14 protein-coding genes are annotated in these 16,457 nt (G+C 61.1%); 3 read left to right on the top strand and 11 right to left on the bottom strand.

The genetic code is table 11. The features are described 5' to 3' along the window. Positions 1–65 precede the first annotated feature (65 nt). The 4 genes from G442_RS0101175 to G442_RS0101160 are packed head-to-tail and all read right to left on the bottom strand — an operon-like array spanning position 66 to position 4,334. Positions 66–644 carry a DNA-3-methyladenine glycosylase I gene (locus tag G442_RS0101175; protein WP_051291786.1) on the bottom strand — a complete coding sequence of 193 codons (579 nt, stop codon included), beginning with the start codon at positions 642–644 and terminating at the stop codon, positions 66–68. Next, positions 641–1,144 carry a GNAT family N-acetyltransferase gene (locus tag G442_RS0101170; protein WP_026396509.1) on the bottom strand — a complete coding sequence of 168 codons (504 nt, stop codon included), beginning with the start codon at positions 1,142–1,144 and terminating at the stop codon, positions 641–643. Before G442_RS0101170 ends, G442_RS0101175 begins: the two co-directional genes overlap by 4 nt. Further along, a complete protein-coding gene (locus G442_RS0101165) occupies positions 1,144–2,055 on the bottom strand; it encodes a 50S ribosomal protein L11 methyltransferase (protein WP_026396508.1) in 912 nt (303 codons plus the stop codon). The genes G442_RS0101170 and G442_RS0101165 overlap by 1 nt, the downstream gene beginning before the upstream one ends. A 59-nt stretch (positions 2,056–2,114) precedes the next feature. Further along, positions 2,115–4,334: an ATP-dependent helicase gene (locus tag G442_RS0101160; RefSeq protein WP_026396507.1), complete on the bottom strand. Its 2,220-nt coding sequence runs from the start codon at positions 4,332–4,334 to the stop codon at positions 2,115–2,117. Positions 4,335–4,578: 244 nt separating this feature from the next. Between G442_RS0101160 and lipA the strand changes: the two genes are divergently transcribed. The 3 genes from lipA (at position 4,579) to G442_RS0101145 (ending at position 7,517) form a co-directional block, all read left to right on the top strand. After that, positions 4,579–5,574, top strand: coding sequence for a lipoyl synthase (gene lipA, locus G442_RS0101155; RefSeq protein WP_026396506.1), 996 nt, complete (start codon positions 4,579–4,581; stop codon positions 5,572–5,574). After that, positions 5,574–6,050 (top strand): type II toxin-antitoxin system RatA family toxin, encoded by a 477-nt coding sequence (locus G442_RS20295; protein WP_051291785.1) that lies wholly within the window; start codon positions 5,574–5,576, stop codon positions 6,048–6,050. The genes lipA and G442_RS20295 overlap by 1 nt, the downstream gene beginning before the upstream one ends. Before the next feature lie 120 nt (positions 6,051–6,170). Further along, complete coding sequence (locus tag G442_RS0101145; protein ID WP_026396505.1) at positions 6,171–7,517, top strand: hypothetical protein; 1,347 nt, start codon at positions 6,171–6,173, stop codon at positions 7,515–7,517. Positions 7,518–7,703: 186 nt separating this feature from the next. Here G442_RS0101145 and G442_RS0101140 read toward each other — a convergent pair whose 3' ends face one another. From G442_RS0101140 to G442_RS0101110, 7 genes are all read right to left on the bottom strand, one after another. After that, positions 7,704–8,972, bottom strand: a complete 1,269-nt coding sequence (locus G442_RS0101140) for an MFS transporter (RefSeq protein WP_035375997.1) — start codon at positions 8,970–8,972, stop codon at positions 7,704–7,706. Positions 8,973–9,198: 226 nt separating this feature from the next. Next, complete coding sequence (locus tag G442_RS0101135; protein ID WP_026396503.1) at positions 9,199–11,535, bottom strand: TonB-dependent receptor; 2,337 nt, start codon at positions 11,533–11,535, stop codon at positions 9,199–9,201. 338 nt (positions 11,536–11,873) lie between these two features. After that, entirely contained in the window at positions 11,874–12,407 is a 534-nt protein-coding gene (locus G442_RS0101130) for a CinA family protein (protein WP_035375996.1), read from the bottom strand. Between the two features lie 65 nt (positions 12,408–12,472). Continuing rightward, positions 12,473–13,453, bottom strand: coding sequence for an ABC transporter ATP-binding protein (locus tag G442_RS0101125; RefSeq protein WP_026396501.1), 981 nt, complete (start codon positions 13,451–13,453; stop codon positions 12,473–12,475). Beyond that, the gene (locus G442_RS0101120) at positions 13,450–14,460 is read right to left on the bottom strand and encodes an ABC transporter ATP-binding protein (protein ID WP_026396500.1); all 1,011 of its coding nucleotides are present in this window, start codon (positions 14,458–14,460) and stop codon (positions 13,450–13,452) included. The genes G442_RS0101125 and G442_RS0101120 overlap by 4 nt, the downstream gene beginning before the upstream one ends. Further along, positions 14,450–15,424, bottom strand: coding sequence for an ABC transporter permease (locus G442_RS0101115; RefSeq protein WP_026396499.1), 975 nt, complete (start codon positions 15,422–15,424; stop codon positions 14,450–14,452). Before G442_RS0101115 ends, G442_RS0101120 begins: the two co-directional genes overlap by 11 nt. After that, positions 15,424–16,455, bottom strand: coding sequence for an ABC transporter permease (locus tag G442_RS0101110; protein ID WP_026396498.1), 1,032 nt, complete (start codon positions 16,453–16,455; stop codon positions 15,424–15,426). Before G442_RS0101110 ends, G442_RS0101115 begins: the two co-directional genes overlap by 1 nt. Positions 16,456–16,457 lie beyond the last annotated feature (2 nt).

Raw genomic sequence — 16,457 nt, 5'->3', positions numbered from 1 at the left:
TTTGTTGGGGCGGATTATGGAACTGACAATCCAGGTAAGGTCGCAATAGTTTCGAAAAAATTCGCTCAGTCGTGCTTCACGCGGTTCGCTTCGCAGCGAAAGCAGTTCGGGTCGTGGTCGTCCACCATGCCCACGGCCTGCATCCACGCATAGACAACGACCGGACCGACGAAGCGAAAGCCGCGCGCTTTCAACGCCTTCGACATAGCCACGGACGCGGGCGACTGGGCGAGGACGGCTCCTGTCCTGTTTATAATCGGCGCGTCGGGAACCATGCCCCATGTGAAGGCGGCGAAATCCTCGCCCTTCTCGCGCATGGCGAGATAGGCCTGCGCGTTGCCGATCGCGGCCTCTATCTTCGCCCGCGCGCGGATGACTCCGGGATCCCCCATCAGGCGTTCGACATCCTCAGGCCCGAAGCGCGCTACGATCTCTGGATCGAAACCACGAAAGGCCGCGCGCAGGGTTTCCCGACGGCGAAGCACGATCAGCCATGACAGCCCAGCCTGAAACCCTTCGAGCATGAGGGTTTCCCAAAGCTCCCGGCTGTCTCGCACGGGCTCGCCCCACTCCTCATCGTGGTAGACGCGCAGAAGGTCGTTCGTTTCCGCCCATCGGCAACGAAAAGGGGCGGGAGCGGTCATGGCGTCGACAGGCGGCGATACATGAACAGCAGATCCAGCCAGCGACCGAACTTCGTTCCGACTTCGGGCATTACCCCGGCGTGTTCGAAGCCGCAGCGTTCATGGAGCGCGATCGACCCCGCGTTGTCCGCAGTAATCGCGGCCACCATGACGTGAAGCCCGGCGCGTTGCGCTTCGGCGATCAACGTGTCCAGCAGCGTACGGCCCACGCCTTTGCCCTGTGATTCCGGGTGGACGTAGACGGAATGTTCGACGGTATGGACGTAACCTTCGTAAGGGCGGAACGCTCCGTATGACGCGAAGCCAAGGGTTTTTCCGTTTTCTTCTGCAATAATTACGGGAAATCCGTCACGCTGTCGCTGTTCGAACCAGGAGAGGCGCTGTTCCTGCGTCATCGGCGTGGAGACCCATATGGCGGTCGTCTCGCTGATCGCCTGATTGGTCAGCCACAGGATGTCGGCGACATCCTCGGACGTCGCCGGTCGCGTCGTGACGGTCATCAGGGTTTCCTGTCATAGGGTTTGCGGAGGATCAGCGTGCCCCAGTCGCCCTCGCGCAGGTGTTTCTCAAGAACCAGCCCCTGTCGCCGATGAGCGGCGAGCACCATGCGGACCTGCTTGTTCAGCAACCCGGCGAGAATGGCCGTGCCGCCGGGCGCCAGATTGGCCGCCAGGCTATGGGCCATCAGGCAGAGCGGGCGGGCGAGGATGTTGGCGAACACCAGATCGTATGGCGCCGCGTGGCGGATCGCCGGGGTAGACCACCCGTTGCCGAGGCGGCAGGTGACGCGGCGCGACAACTGGTTGCGCACTGCGTTTTCCGCCGAAACCCGTACGGACCATGGATCAATGTCTGTCGCCAGAACCGGCCGCTTCAGCAGCGCGGCGGCGCCCATGGCGAGGATGCCGGAACCGCAGCCAAGATCGAGAATGCGGCGGGGTTTGCGATGCGCGATCAGTTCCAGCGCGCGAAGGCACCCGCGCGTGGAGCCGTGCTCCCCCGACCCGAACGCGACGCCTGCGTCGAGCGTGATGGTGATGCGTCCGGCCTCAGGGGCGGTATCGAGGTGCGACCCCTGCACGAGAAAACGCTCTCCCACCGGTTGGGCTGGAAAGGATTCATAGGTGCGCGCCAGCCACCCTTCGGTCTCGGTAAGCGTCCGCTCCAGCGTGGCGTCCTCACCGCTGGTCAGGGCCGCGATCGCCAGCGCCGAGGCGAGTGCATCTTCGCCGTAACCTACGTCCTTCACGCCCTCGACGCGCCAGAAGCGTTCGGCCTCGTCGACTTCGAAGATGCCGACAGTCGTGCAGATCATGCCGATGGCGCTTTCATACGCCTCGACGGACGCCTCGCGAACAGTCACGGCGATGGTCTCAAGGTCGGTCGCGTGCCGCCGGCGCGTGACAGTCATGGAAGGCTCCTTGTTGGTGAACGGGACAATGATCAGGCGGAGTATACGAAAGACGAGGTTCAGTCGGGTGCGAGTTCGAGGTAGGACGCCATGACGCGGCGGGATCCGGATTTCTCGAATGCGACCTCGGCGGCGCCGCGATCGGCGTCTATCACGACGCCATAGCCGAATTTCTGGTGAAACACGCGCGAGCCGATTTCAAGCGTCGACATTTCGGCGGCCAGCGCCTCCGCCAGTTTGCGGCGCCTGGCGACGAGCGGCGACAGGGACGTGGAGCCGCCGTCTGAAAAGACGCTTGAGCTGAAATAGCCGCTGTAATCGCGTCGGGCCTGCCGGGAGGCGACCTCGCCTTCGCGCTCGACATACTCGTCGGGCAATTCGTCGAGGAAGCGGCTTGGCGTTGATTCCTGCCAGTTTGCGTAGATACGCCGGTTGGCCGCGTGCAGGATGATTGCCCGATGGCGGGCGCGAGTGACACCCACGTAGGCGAGGCGCCGCTCTTCCTCCAGCCCCTTTTCGCCGCCCTCGTCGAGCGTTCGCTGGGAGGGGAACACGCCTTCCTCCCAACCGGGGAGAAATACCGTGTCGAATTCGAGGCCTTTCGCGCCGTGCAGGGTCATCACGGAGACTCGGGCTTCTTCCGCCGCGCCTTCCGCGTCCATGACGAGCGCCACATGCTCCAGAAATTCGCCAAGAGATCCGAAATCCGCCAGCGCGCGGACAAGTTCCTTGAGGTTTTCCAGACGACCGGGCGCTTCAGGAGACGTGTCGTTGCGCCACATGTCGAGATAGCCGCTTTCTTCAAGCAGCGCGCCGACCGCGACCACGTGGCCCTCGCGTTCCATCAGCGTCCGCGCCTCGTCGAGCCTGTCGAGCAGGGTGGCGATGTTCTCGGCCGTCTTGCCGCGCATCGCGCCGCCGCCGATCAGGTCGCGCGCCGCCTGCGTCAACCCAATGCGGGCAGGGCGGGCGGCGGCGTGCAGCTTCTGTAACGCCGCTGGTCCGACGCCGCGTTTCGGCGTGTTGACGATGCGCTCGAACGCCAGATCGTCCGCCGGGTGGTGCATGACGCGCATATAGGCCATTGCGTCGCGGATTTCGGCGCGTTCGTAGAAACGCAGGCCGCCGACGATGCGATAGGGGATGCCGGTCTGGACCAGCCGTTCCTCGAAGGCGCGGGTCTGGAACCCTGCGCGAACGAGAATGGCGAATTCGCCGAGCGCGTGCCCGTCGCGTCGCCAGGCTTCGATACGTTCACATACGGTTCGCGCTTCGGCGTCGGAATCCCATACGCCGACAATGCGAACCGGTTCGCCTTCGGCGTCGTCGCGTCCGGGACGAAGGGTCTTGCCCAGACGCCCGTCGTTATGCGCGATCAACCCGGACGCGGCGCCAAGAATCTGGGCGGTGGAGCGGTAGTTGCGTTCGAGGCGCACGATCTTCGCGCCGGGAAAGTCGGTCTCGAAGCGCAGGATGTTTTCCACCTCCGCGCCGCGCCAGGAGTAAATCGACTGGTCGTCGTCCCCGACGCAGCAGATGTTGGACGAACCGTCCGGGCGCTTGGCGAGCAGACGGAGCCAGAGATACTGAATCGTGTTGGTGTCCTGATACTCGTCCACCAGAATATAGCGAAAAGAGCGTTGGTATTGCTCGAGCACGTCGGGACGGGAGCGGAGGATCTCCGTCACATGGAGCATCAAGTCGCCGAAATCGCAGGCGTTGAGTTCCCGCAGCCGCGTCTGGTAGGCGGCGTAGATCGCCCGCGCGTTGCCGTCGGCGTATTCCGTATCTTCGGACGACGTAACCCGTTCAGGCGTCAGACCGCGGTCCTTCCATCGATGAATGACGCCGAGCAGCCCCGGTAGGGGCCATCGCTTCACGTCGACACGCCAAGGCTCGACGACTTGCTTTAACAGGCGGAGCTGATCGTCGGTGTCGAGGATCGTGAATGAACTTGTCAGTCCAACATAATCTGCGTGGCGGCGGAGCATACGCGCGCACAGGGCGTGGAACGTGCCGAGCCAGAGCCCTTCGACCGGCTCCCCCAGCAATGTCGCGATGCGTTCGCGCATTTCCCGTGACGCCTTGTTGGTGAAGGTAACGGCGAGAATCTGCCACGGCTTCGCCCGCCCCGACAGGAGGATATGAGCGAAGCGGGTGGTCAGGACCCGCGTCTTGCCGGTTCCCGCGCCCGCGAGGACAAGCAGCGGCCCCTCCGTCGTTTCAATGGCGGCGCGCTGTTCCGGATTCAGGCGGTCGAGATGGGATGGCGTAGTCACCCGGGCACTATAGAATGGCCGCACGCGGGAGCCAAACGACGCGAGCGCATGTGGTGGACTGCTCAAGCTTGCGTGCGCGACCTTACCTCGGAATGCTGTCAGGCGGCGGAATTCTGCGGTTAGTGAGCGCGTGGCGCACGGCGGTCATGCGTCGGAGTGGTCTTGTGGTCCAGTCGGCGCTTGACGCCCGCCGCCCGCCGCCGCACTTCTCAGGCTGGAGAAGCGTTGCGGCAACTGGGGTCTCATGAGCACTCGCGTTCTGATCGATCATCGCAAGAGCGGCGCTGGCGCGCGGCATCCCGAGAAGGCGCATCGGCCCGACAATCCGATTGCGCGCAAGCCAGACTGGATACGGGTCAAGGCTCCGAATCATCCGACCTATCACGAGACGCGCAAGCTGATGCGCGACAACAAGCTCGTGACGGTGTGTGAGGAGGCTGCGTGCCCGAACATCGGCGAGTGCTGGACGCAGCGCCATGCGACCATGATGATCATGGGCGAGATTTGCACGCGCGCCTGCGCTTTCTGCAACGTCACGACCGGCCTGCCGAACGCGTTGGATCATGACGAGCCTCAGCGGGTGGCCGATGCGGTCGCCAAGCTCGGTCTGCGCCATGTCGTCATCACCTCTGTCGACCGCGACGATCTGCGCGATGGTGGAGCAGAGCATTTCGCCCGGGTGATCGCGGCGATACGTCTTGCGTCGCCAGAAACGACGATAGAGATCCTGACGCCTGACTTCCTGCGTAAGCCCGGCGCGCTGGAAGTGGTCGTCGCGGCCAAACCGGACGTGTTCAACCATAATATTGAGACGGTGCCACGCTTGTACCCGACCATCCGTCCCGGCGCCCGCTATTATCAGTCGCTGCGTCTGCTCGATCGCGTGAAGCAGATCGACCCGTCGATTTTCACGAAGTCCGGCCTGATGCTTGGGCTTGGCGAGGAGAAGATGGAACTGGCGCAGGTGATGGACGATTTCCGCATCGCGGACGTCGATTTCATCACGATGGGTCAGTATCTGCAGCCCACAGTGAAGCATGCGGCCGTCGCCCGGTTCGTGACGCCGGACGAGTTTGGCGAGTATGCGACCATGGCGCGGGTGAAGGGCTTCCTGCAGGTCAGCGCGACCCCATTGACGCGCTCCTCCTATCACGCAGACGCCGATTTCGCCGCCTTGCGCGCTGCGCGCGAGGCGCTGCTTCGCGACAGGAACGCGGCGTCGGGGGTGGGCGCTTCCTGATGCCTACGCATGCGGAGCGGCGGGTTCTGAATTACACCCCCGAAGAAGTTTTCGATCTTGTTGCTGATGTCGGGCGTTATCCGCAGTTTCTTCCGTGGTGCGCTAATGTGCGCGTGCGTACGCGCACAACGAGCGAACTTGTCGCGGATCTGACCGTTGGTTTCGGGCCGTTCCGTGAGACGTTCACGTCCCGCGTCGCGCTGGACCGGCCAAAATGTATCCGAGTGACCTATGAGAAGGGACCGTTTCGGTATTTGAACAACGTCTGGACGTTCTCGCCGGACCCCAACGGTTGTCTGGTCGATTTCTTCGTCGACTTCGAGTTCCGTTCGAGATTGTTGCAAGCGGCGATCGGCGTGGTGTTCAACGAGGCTGTACGCCTGATGGTCTCGGCATTTATTCGGCGTGCGCGAGAAGTCTATGGACCGCCGCGGTTCACCGGGCCGTCGGCGGTTGGGGCTCCAGTCTCCCGCTGAGACCGCTAATCTTCTGAATCTGACGATTGTAACGCAATTACAATAGCAGCTTACGATAATTTGTCGTTAAGCTGCGCGCAGAGTTGTGAAAACGGTCCGGCAGATAACGGGAGAGACAGGATGGTCAGCACGATCGGCGGCAGTTCCGCGTGGGGAACCATCAATGCGGGGCCGAGAAAGGTCGGAGCCCTGGAGGCCGCCTTCACGCCTGGAATGACGTTGACGACCCCGCCCGACTGCAAGGCCATTGTCGAGCGCATCATCAAACATAAGAGCGCGATGGCTGAGCGTGGCGATATTAATCAACGCATCATCGATTATTGTGATTATTCGTCGCAGGTATTCAGCATTATCGGGTTCGCGAGTTTTTTTGGCAAAACGCCGGATCAGGTGGCTACGGCATTCAATATGTCTTCATCTGGCCTGGGCGTCTTTACGGCGTTCGAAGAAGCGTACACGCGCGTTCGAGGGTACTGCAAAGGCGGATGGGCTCACGCCACGATCTATGGCGACGCCAAAATATACATTCCTAATCCCTATCTCAGCCTGGAGCCTTACAAGGGAACGCAGTCGTCAACGCCTTACAACACCATTGCATATTTCAAGCGCCGTTCGAAGCGACAGACGGCAAGTTCTTTGGCGTCGCTCTTAAGCATTTTTCTACGTCCAAAAACGGTCGTCGATGTCGCGCAGCTGACCAAGGCGATGCTGTCGCTCACAAGTACTTCCGTAAAACGTTACAAGCTGCATAATATTGAGTTGGACGCAGGTTCTGATAAAAAACTGAAAGATTCCTTCAATAACGTAAAAGAATCGAAGACAAAAAAAATCCTCAAGAAAACGGCCGATTTCTTCGCTGGCGCCTCCCCGCATGGCGCTGGTCTGGTTTACGGGCAGGGAGTGGACATCAGCACCGTCGCCAAACAGGTCGGCAGCGGCGTGCAGATCACCGCCAGCACATACAAATCTCTCGATAAACTGTCTCCTGACTGGTTGAAATTTTTCAAAAAAGTTTTCGATCAGGAAAACCATAACACCCCGGTTCCGTCGGATGAATCGACGAATATCTACGTGGCGGCGGCTTACATTCATTTTCGGGCGACGATCGAACAGGCCGAGTTCAATCACACGCTGGATCAGAACACGACAGGGGCCGCACGCCGACATATTCCGCAGCAATCCCAGCAGGAGGCGCAGTACCTCGCTCGTAACACCGGAGCCGGCGGATTTCTGACGCGGCATTTCGCGAAAACCGCGTATCAGGCGCAGCGGCGTGACGTGCTGGCGCAGGCTGGCGCAAGTTACGCCAAGGAAGAGGCCGGGCGGGCCAACGCCGGCCCGGCCACTCGCATTATCAAGACGGTGTTCAGTTCCACCTACGGCAGTCAGGGACATCAATATGACTGGCTCGCTTTGATTGACGAGCCTGAAGGCTGGCTGGCGCTAGCCAACAAGCTTTCGATTTGAAGGGTAGCGACGATTGTCCGATGATCGGCGACGTCTCCAACGCGTGCTGAGGATGTTACGTCGCTTCCACGAACGTTAACCGATCTGCGTGGTGGACGTGTTGCAGCAGGAATCCCGGAACAGCTCTGCCGTCAGAAGAGTAGAATTGGCTCGCGAAACGCACGCATGAAATCGCCCAGGCGTTTTTCAGATACGAGGGCGGGCAATTTCATCCAGACGACGTGCCCGTCGTGCGTTCAGAAGCGTCAGAGACAGGACGCTGAACGCAGCAAGACCCACAGTCAGCATCATCGCCGGCCCCAGTCCGGTCCCAAGTGCTGATGCGATAGCTGTTTGCAGCAACGCGTTGCTCGCCGCGATCAGGTTCCCGCACTGGTATGCGAGGCCGGGAAAGGTGGCGCGGATTTCGGGTGGAGACAGTTCGCTGAGATAGGCGGGTACGACGCCCCATGCGCCCTGGATACAAAACTGTATGCATACAGCGCCGATGGTAAGCCACATGATCGAATGTGGCAGCGTCCACAATGGAAGGAGAGGCAGGGTGAGCAACGCCGCAAGCGCTATGCTGTATTGTCGTGTTATGTGTTGGGACAGAAAGCCAAAAAATAGTCCTCCTGCGATAGCCGCTATATTGTAAAGGACGACCATCAGCGTGATGGATGGGTAGGGAATTCTACGCTCGAGTCCAAGAAATACCTTCGGATACAAATCCTGCGATCCGTGACTCATAAAATTGAACGACGCCATGAGGGTTATGGCGAAAATGCACAACGCGGCGTTGCTGGAAACAATTCGCGACATACCTGGGGCATCTTCAGTAGTGTCGACGCCGGAGCGCTTACGCGCCAGCCAGTCCGGGCTCTCCGGGACACGTAGCCAGATATAGATCGCCGAAAAGACGGCGCCGCCGCCAAGAATAAAAAGCCCACGCCATCCGATGTGCGGAAGGAGCAAAAACGCGAGTGACGCCAGCAGATAGCCCGCCGGGTAACCTGCTTGCAAAAGCCCCGACGATACGCCGCGCCACGACGACGGCACGCTCTCCATGATCAATGAAGTTCCTACGCCCCACTCGCCGCCGAGCGCTACCCCGAAAAGTGTTCTCAGCGCCAGAAAGCTCCAGAGATTTGGCGCTGCGGCGGAGGCGACTTCGATGACCGAGTAAACAAGTATGGTTGTGATCATGACGGGTTTGCGCCCGTATTTATCGGCGGTGCGCCCACACAGATATGCGCCGATCGGGCGGGTGATCAGGGTGAGTGTGGGAGCGAGCAATATGCTTTCGAGGGACACGTTGAAGCTGCGCGCCACATTGTCCAGTGTGAACAGGACAATGAAAAAATCGCAGGCGTCGAGCGTCCACGCAAGAAAGGACGCGGCGACGACATGCGCCGCCGTCTTGCGGTCGTGCTCCGCCACACCCGTAGTGATCAGGGACTGATTGGATGTGACCATGCGATGCCTCTTTAACGTCCGGGCTCCCCAGCGCCCCTTCCCGATTGGGGGAGCGCGGGAAACGCCGCGTCCTGGAGGAAAACGCGGCCACTGTAACTAGGGCGGGACATTGGCATGGCGGGAAACCGCGCGTCACGGCGCGCGGTGGTCACGATATGGAGAACGGGCGCTGCGGAGAGGCTGGTTGAGAAGTCCCGCGCATGTAATGCGCGGGACTGGAGGGGTTTCAGAAGCGCTGTGATATTCCAGTGAGGATCGTCCGACGGAGACCGTATTGCGGTGCGCCCACTCCGATGCCGCTGCCGTCGCGCAGTTCGTAGCGCTTGTCGAATAGATTGATCACGTCGAGACGGAGTTGCGTACGCTTGAGGAAGGGTATGCGAAACAGATCCTGGAAAGACTGCACCAGAGACATGTTGAAGGTCGCATAGATAGGCACCGAACGACCGTTGGGGATGTCGCTGTCCGCCCGGAGTCCGCTGCCGAACACCATAGTCGCAGAAATCTGCGTCGGGTGTCCGGTTCGGCGGAAGGCGGTGTAGCTGCCTCCGGCGGAAGCCGTCCAGCGCTGGTCGTGATCGAGATGGATCCAGTGCTGCTTGATATAGGCAAGATCGTCGGGGTCGAAATTCCACTGCGCGGTCGTGATGTCTTTGCCGATTGCCCGCGACCAGGCGAAGTTTCCATAAAGGGTGACAGGGCCGGCTTCGTAATCGGTGGCGAATTCGTAACCGTTGACCTGTCCGCGACGATAATTGAACGCCGAAAGGATGACGGGAGAACCGAACTGACCTTCATCGATCATATTTTTCGCGATTTTCAGATAGGCGTCGAACGAGGCGTGCCAGTGCGGCGTGATCGCCTGCGCAAACCCCATGTCGAAGTAATGATCGCGTTCCGCCTTGACGGTTGTGTCCTGCAAGGTGCCGGGCGCCGCCGACGTGTTGGCGAACTTGTTGAGCTGCGTTCCGCCCACCAGCTCGAACGGCGGGGGCGTGAAGTAGCGTGAATATCCCGCGTGGAATGTGCCGCCGTGCCACGGAGTATAGACAATGTTCAGTCTGGGGCTGACCTGTTTCGAGTGGGTGTATTCATCGACGCCGTCGAAGCGAAGGCCGTAGTTGATGGTCAGGTTTTTCGTTACGCGCCATTCGTCCTGCGCGTACAGCCCGTACATCCATCCGGTACGCCCGGAACCGTCATGGATCGAGATTGTCGAACCGCTGTACACCGCATCGCCGTTTGAATCGGTTCCGGTCTGCGGATAGACGGTCGAATCTGTTTTGGAGGAATTTCGTTCGACGTAAACCTGATATCCAAAACGAACGGTGTGCTGACCGTTCACGCGCCATGTGACGTCGCTTTGGGAGCCGGTGGACATGACCGAACGCTGCGCGCGCTGGGCGATGCCGTTATAGACGAGATCCCCGATCGGATCGGGAGAGTAACCAAGAGAACTATAGCGAGTGAAGACGGATGATTGCAGGCTGAACTTTCCCATCTCCTTCTGGAGGGAAAGAATGCCGAAATCTGTAATTTCTTTCTGTCGTTCGTTGAGGCTCGCGCTGTTCACGCTGCCGTAGACCTGTTGCGACAGGGCGCTGTTGAGAAAGTCAGGGTTGGCGAATTGTCTTTGTTGGCCGGGATTGTTCGGCAGTTGATATTCTGCGTTGGACACTCCGGCGATAAAACTGATCCGCGTGTTCTCGTCGGCTGTGTAACGCAGATGACCGAGGAAATGATATTGGTTGCTCAGATCATGTATCGCGTTGAATTTGGGGGTCGGGTTTTCGATTCCCACGCGGTTATGGACATAGTCAGCGGTGGCGAAGAAGTCCCATTTGCCCGCATGCGTTCCATACTGGACCGATGGGAAGAAGTAATCTCGCGCGCCGCCGTAGATCGAGACGTCGCCGCCACGATCCGCACTGCCGTTTTTGGTGGTGATGTCGATCACGGCGGCCTGAAGGAAACCATATTCGCTGGGCAAGGCGCCTGTGGTCATCGACATCGAATGCGCAAAACGCGTCATCAGGCTCTGACCGAACACGCTCAGTCCCTCAGGCAGTTGCACGCCGTCGAGACGGAACTGCACTTCGTTATGATCGCCGCGGACATGAATCTGACCGTAGCTGTCCTGCGCTACGCCGGGGGCCTGCAAAAGCACCGTGTTGAGCGGCGCGTTATCGCCGCCTGGAATCGTCTCGATATCTTTGCGAGAGAAACGATAGACGGTGGCGCCTGTGGACGGCTGCATGGCGGAACGAAGCGCGTCGAGATGCGCATTTACGGTGATGTGCTCTTCGCCGTTTGCGTCCAGGGTATTGCGCGTCGTCTGCGTGATTTCACGGCTTTGGCCGTCGATGAACGAAGAGTGTGATGCGGATTCGCCGTCGCTTTCCTTTTGGGTTTCTGCTTTCGTGACGTTTTTCGTGGTTGCGTGCGTTGGCGTAGCGGCGGTTGTGGGCGAAAGCGTCTGTGCGCGTGCGAGCGTCGTGGAGGCGAGCAGAAGCGCGCTCGCGGCAAGAACAGGAAGACGAACGGTGGAGTAAGGCGCGCTCATGCAGACATCCGGTACGGCGTTGATTTCGGCGGCAGATTAAGTGAAACGTTATAACATAACAACCCCTTTGTTGCGTGATGTTTCTACAATGATCGTGTGGGGACTGTTTTTTTAAAATCTATATATATTACATATAAATGTTAATATCTGTCATTTTTCGCAAACGATGGTCGCTCTGGGCTCTGGGCTCTGGGCTCTGGGCTCTGGGCTCTGGGCTTTTGGACGAAGTGACGACCGGGCGGGAAGAACACCGATCTCGCGACGCAGCGCGGCTGGCGGGCGTCAGGAGTGTATTGGCTGCGGATTACGGGAAGAGACAGGTTGGCGCACCGCTCTGCTCAGGGGGATGGAATTTCCGCAACCCGTTTAATCAGCGTCAGCGCGCGTGAGACTGTCTGGTTCCGCACGCTGGTGCGATCTCCGGAAAACCGGTGAGATTCCGTGTGAACGGAACCTCCACGGCGAATGATCCCGAACCAGACAAGCCCAACCGGCTTGTCCACGCTACCGCCATCGGGGCCCGCGATTCCGGTCACGGATACGGCGATTGCAGCGGCATTCGCTCCTGCGAGGGCGCCTGCGGCCATGGCGCCGGCGACTTCGCCGCTGACCGCGCCGTGTTTCCGAAGCATGATTTCTGGAACGCCGAGGCAGGCGGTCTTCATGGCGTTCGAATAGGTGATGAAACCGCCTTCCACCGCCGCGGAGGAACCCGAATGATGCGTCAACGCCGCCGCAATAAGGCCTCCAGTGCAGCTTTCTGCCGTCACTACGGAAAGCCCCCTGTTCTTGAGCAGAACGAGCGTCGTGGCGGCTTCGTCAAGAATAGTGGCGGGTAAGGGAGAAGCGTCGTTTTCCGTCGTGCTGGTCATAAGCGCGTTCTCCACCGTTCAGTGCCCCAGCACGCATGGGCGATGGGTTCCACGATAATGAAATGTCAGGCCGACAGTCCAAGCGGAAAGTGGCATGCGGCCTGCCGCGCGTCGCCGAAGTCACGAAGCTCCGGCGTTTCTGCGGAGCAACGCGACTGAGCTTGTGGGCAGCGGGTGTGAAAGCGGCATCCCGAGGGTGGCGACACGGGGCTCGGCACGTCTCCGCGAAGAAGGCTGCGTTGGGGGTCGTGGCGAATGACCGGCTCCGGAACGGCCGATATCAACGCGGCGGTATAAGGGTGCGCCGGGTTGTGCAGCACGGTGTCGCTGTCGCCAATCTCGACGATGGCGCCGAGGTACATGACCGCGACCCGCGTGGAGATCTGTCGAACGACGGCGAGATCGTGGGCGATGAACACATAGGTCAGGCCAAGACGCTCGCGCAGATCGGTGAACAGGTTGACGATCTGGGCCTGAATAGACACGTCGAGGGCGGAAACGGGTTCATCCGCCACGACCATTTGCGGCGAAAGCGCCAGAGCGCGTGCGATATTGATGCGTTGCCGCTGCCCGCCGGAAAACTCGTGCGGATAACGCGCCAGAGCCGATTGCGGCAGCCCGACGAGCGACATGAGTTCGTCGAGGCGCGCGGTGATGTCGGCGGCGCTGCGCTTCCGACCCTCATTGTCCGGGTGCACGCGCAACGGCTCGGCGATCAGGTCGCCGATGCGACGACGGGGATTTAGTGAGGCGTAGGAGTCCTGAAACACCATCTGCATGCGCCTGCGTATGGGGCGTAGCGCCCGCTCGCTCAGGGCCGAGATATTGCGTCCCTCGAACACGATATCGCCCGACGACAGGTCGGTAAGCCGAAGCAGGCAACGCCCCAGCGTCGACTTGCCGCACCCAGATTCACCGACCAGCCCGAGAGTCTCGCCTTGCATGACGGTAAGGGAGACGTCGTCGAGCGCACGCAGGGTCTGCCCGCGAGGCAGCTTGTATTCCTTGCGAAGATGCTCGGCTTGCAGCAGCGGGCGCGCGTTCATTGCGCGTACTCGGTGACGCGGGGCGGCATGGGTCGGCCTTCCTTCGGCAGGACGCAGGCGATGTCCTGCTGTCCATAACGCTGCAGTGGCGGCAACGCGTGGCAGGTGTCGTGCGTGAAGTGGCAGCGGGGTGCGAAAGCGCAACCCACCGGACGTTCGAGCGGCGGAGGCGGCGCTCCGGCGATGGACGGCAGCCTCTCCGGGCGTGGACCGGTCAGCGGCGGGATCGAGTCCAGAAGCGCCGCCGTATAGGGATGGCCGGGATGGGCGAAGATGGCGTCGCAAGGACCGCGTTCGGCGATACGGCCTGAGTACAGGACCATGACCCGGTCGCAGGTCTCTGCGACCACACCCATGTCGTGGGTGATCAGAAGCACGGATGATCCATAATCCGCGCGCAGCGTGCGGATGAGGTCGAGAATCTGCGCCTGCACGGTCACGTCCAGAGCGGTCGTTGGCTCGTCGGCGATCAGCAGCGCCGGATTGCACGAGAGCGCCATGGCGATCATCGCGCGCTGGCGCAGGCCGCCCGAAAGCTGGTGCGGGTAACGATTGGCCGTGCGCTCCGGATCGGGAACGCCCATGTCGCCCAGCAGGCGCACGGTGCGCGACCGGGCCTCCGCCTTGCCCAGTTTCTCATGCGCCCTGATCTGCTCGTCGATCTGCCATCCGATGGTGTAGACCGGTGTAAAGGCGGTCATCGGATCCTGGAAGATCATAGCGATCTTTCGTCCACGCAGACGCCGCAACGCCTTCTGCGGCATGCCGATCAGTTCCTGTCCACGAAACAGGGCGGAGCCTGTCACGCGTACGCCCGGCGCGTCGATCAGGCCCATGATCGTCATGGCCGTCACGCTCTTGCCTGAGCCGGATTCGCCGACGATGCCAAGGATCTCGCGCGCCCCGACAGCGAACGACACGTTCTCGACGATGGGAACGTCGCGTCCCTGCGAGCGAAAGCTGACGGAGAGGTCGCGAACCTCCAGAATGGGGGCCTCAGCGTCCATCACGCACCCTCGGGTCCAGAAACACATAGATGACGTCGACGACGGCGTTGGCCAGAACGACGAAGACGGCGGAATACATGACGCTCGCCATGATCAGCGGCAGATCGAGGTTCGACAGCGCCTGATAGGTCAGGCGCCCGACGCCCTGAAGGCCGAACACGACTTCGGTCAGCAGTGCGCCGCCACCGATCAACTGCGCGAAGTCGAGACCGAACAGCGAGACGAAAGTGATCATCGACGTGCGCAGTCCGTGCCGCAGCAATACTCGCGCAGGCGAAAGCCCCTTGGCGCGAGCGGTGCGCATGAAATCCTCGCCCGACACCGCGACGAGATCGGCGCGTAGGACGCGCCCGTAAATGCCGATGAACAATACAGCGAGCACGATCCACGGGATAATCAGGACTTTGAACCAGCCGATCGGGCTCTCGGTGAACGGCACGTAGCCCAGGCCCGGAACCCACGAGAACAGCCAGGTGTCATGATAACGGGCCTGGGTGATCAGGTTGGCGACCTGCCCGAGCCAGAATACCGGAATTGAAATACCGATCAGCCCAGCGATCATCAGGCCCCGATCAATCCACGTTCCGCGGAATGCCGCCGCCAGCGTGCCCATCGTCACCGAGGCCAGCACCCAGATGACGGCTCCGCCTGTTGCGAGGGACAGGGTCACGGGCGCTGCTTCGATAATTTCGGGCACCACCAGTTCGCCGCGATCGACATAGGAGGCGAGGTCACGGGTGATGAACAGCTTCTTCATCATCGTCGCGTACTGGACTGGCAAGGGACGGTCGAAGCCGTATTCATGCCGGACCTTGGCCATCGTCTCGGGCGAAGCGTTCTTGCCCGCGATGCGCGCGGTGGGGTCGGCGCCGGGCGTCGCAAAGAACACCAGAAAAACAAGAACGGAGATGCCGAACAGGACGAACAGCGTCTGTCCCAGTCGGCGAAGGAGAGCAGCGGCCATTATGCCCCCCTACGGCTGGTTTCGCGCACGTCCAGCGCATCGCGCAGTCCGTCGCCAAGGATGTTGAGCGCCAGCACCACGATGACGATGGCCAGACCCGGTGCGATCGCCACCATCGGGCGTGTGTAGATCAGGCCTTCGCCGTCCTGAATGATCGTGCCCCAGGAGGCTGCCGGGGCCTGCACGCCGATGGAAAGGAACGACAGCGCCGATTCAGCAAGTAGCGCCAGCGCCGTCAGCAGAGGTGTAAGCACCACCAGCGTGGTCGAGACGTTTGGCACAATGTCGCGCAGCAGGATGCGGTGCTGGGGGACACCGAGGCTGCGCGCCGCCATCACGAATTCGGCGTTGCGCAAGGCCATGACGCGCCCGCGAATGGGCCGCGCGGCGTAGGGCACGTAAACCAGCGCGATGATGAAGATGGGGATCAGCAGGTTGTCGCTTTCGATGGTGAAGGGACCGATCTTAAGGCCCTGACTGATCGTCACGATGGAGAGCGATATGGCGAACAGATAGACCGGCACCGCCCACATGATGTCCATCAGCCGCGACAGGGCCGTATCGACGAAGCCGCCGAAAAATCCGGCGGAAACGCCGACAAGCGTCGCTATTGCGATGCACACAAGCGCTGCCGAGAAAGAGATCAGCAGCGAGTTACGTCCGCCGTAAAGAAGCCGAGCCGCGACGTCGCGTCCCTGACTGTCCGCGCCGAGCATGTAGGCCGACGGATTCCACGTTGGCCCGACCGGGCTCAGTCCCAGATGCAGCGGGTTGTCATTGGGCTGCATGATGTCGACCTCATGACCGTCCAGCATGAACGATCCCGCCACGTTCGACGTGAACGGATCGGTGCGCGCCACGTCACCCGCGTAGAACGGGGCCAGGAGGCAGGCGAAGGTTACGAGCAGGAGCGCAGCGAGCGCCGTCATTGCCGACCGGTTGGCGGCAAGCGAGCGTCCGGCCATACGCCACGGACCGGGAACCGAGATGCTTGAAGGGGAGGGGGCCGAGGCGGCCGTCTGTGTCTCCATGA

Source organism: Acetobacter nitrogenifigens DSM 23921 = NBRC 105050 (assembly GCF_000429165.1).
GTDB classification, from domain to species: domain Bacteria; phylum Pseudomonadota; class Alphaproteobacteria; order Acetobacterales; family Acetobacteraceae; genus Acetobacter; species Acetobacter nitrogenifigens.
This window is presented reverse-complemented; position numbering and strand designations above follow the sequence as displayed.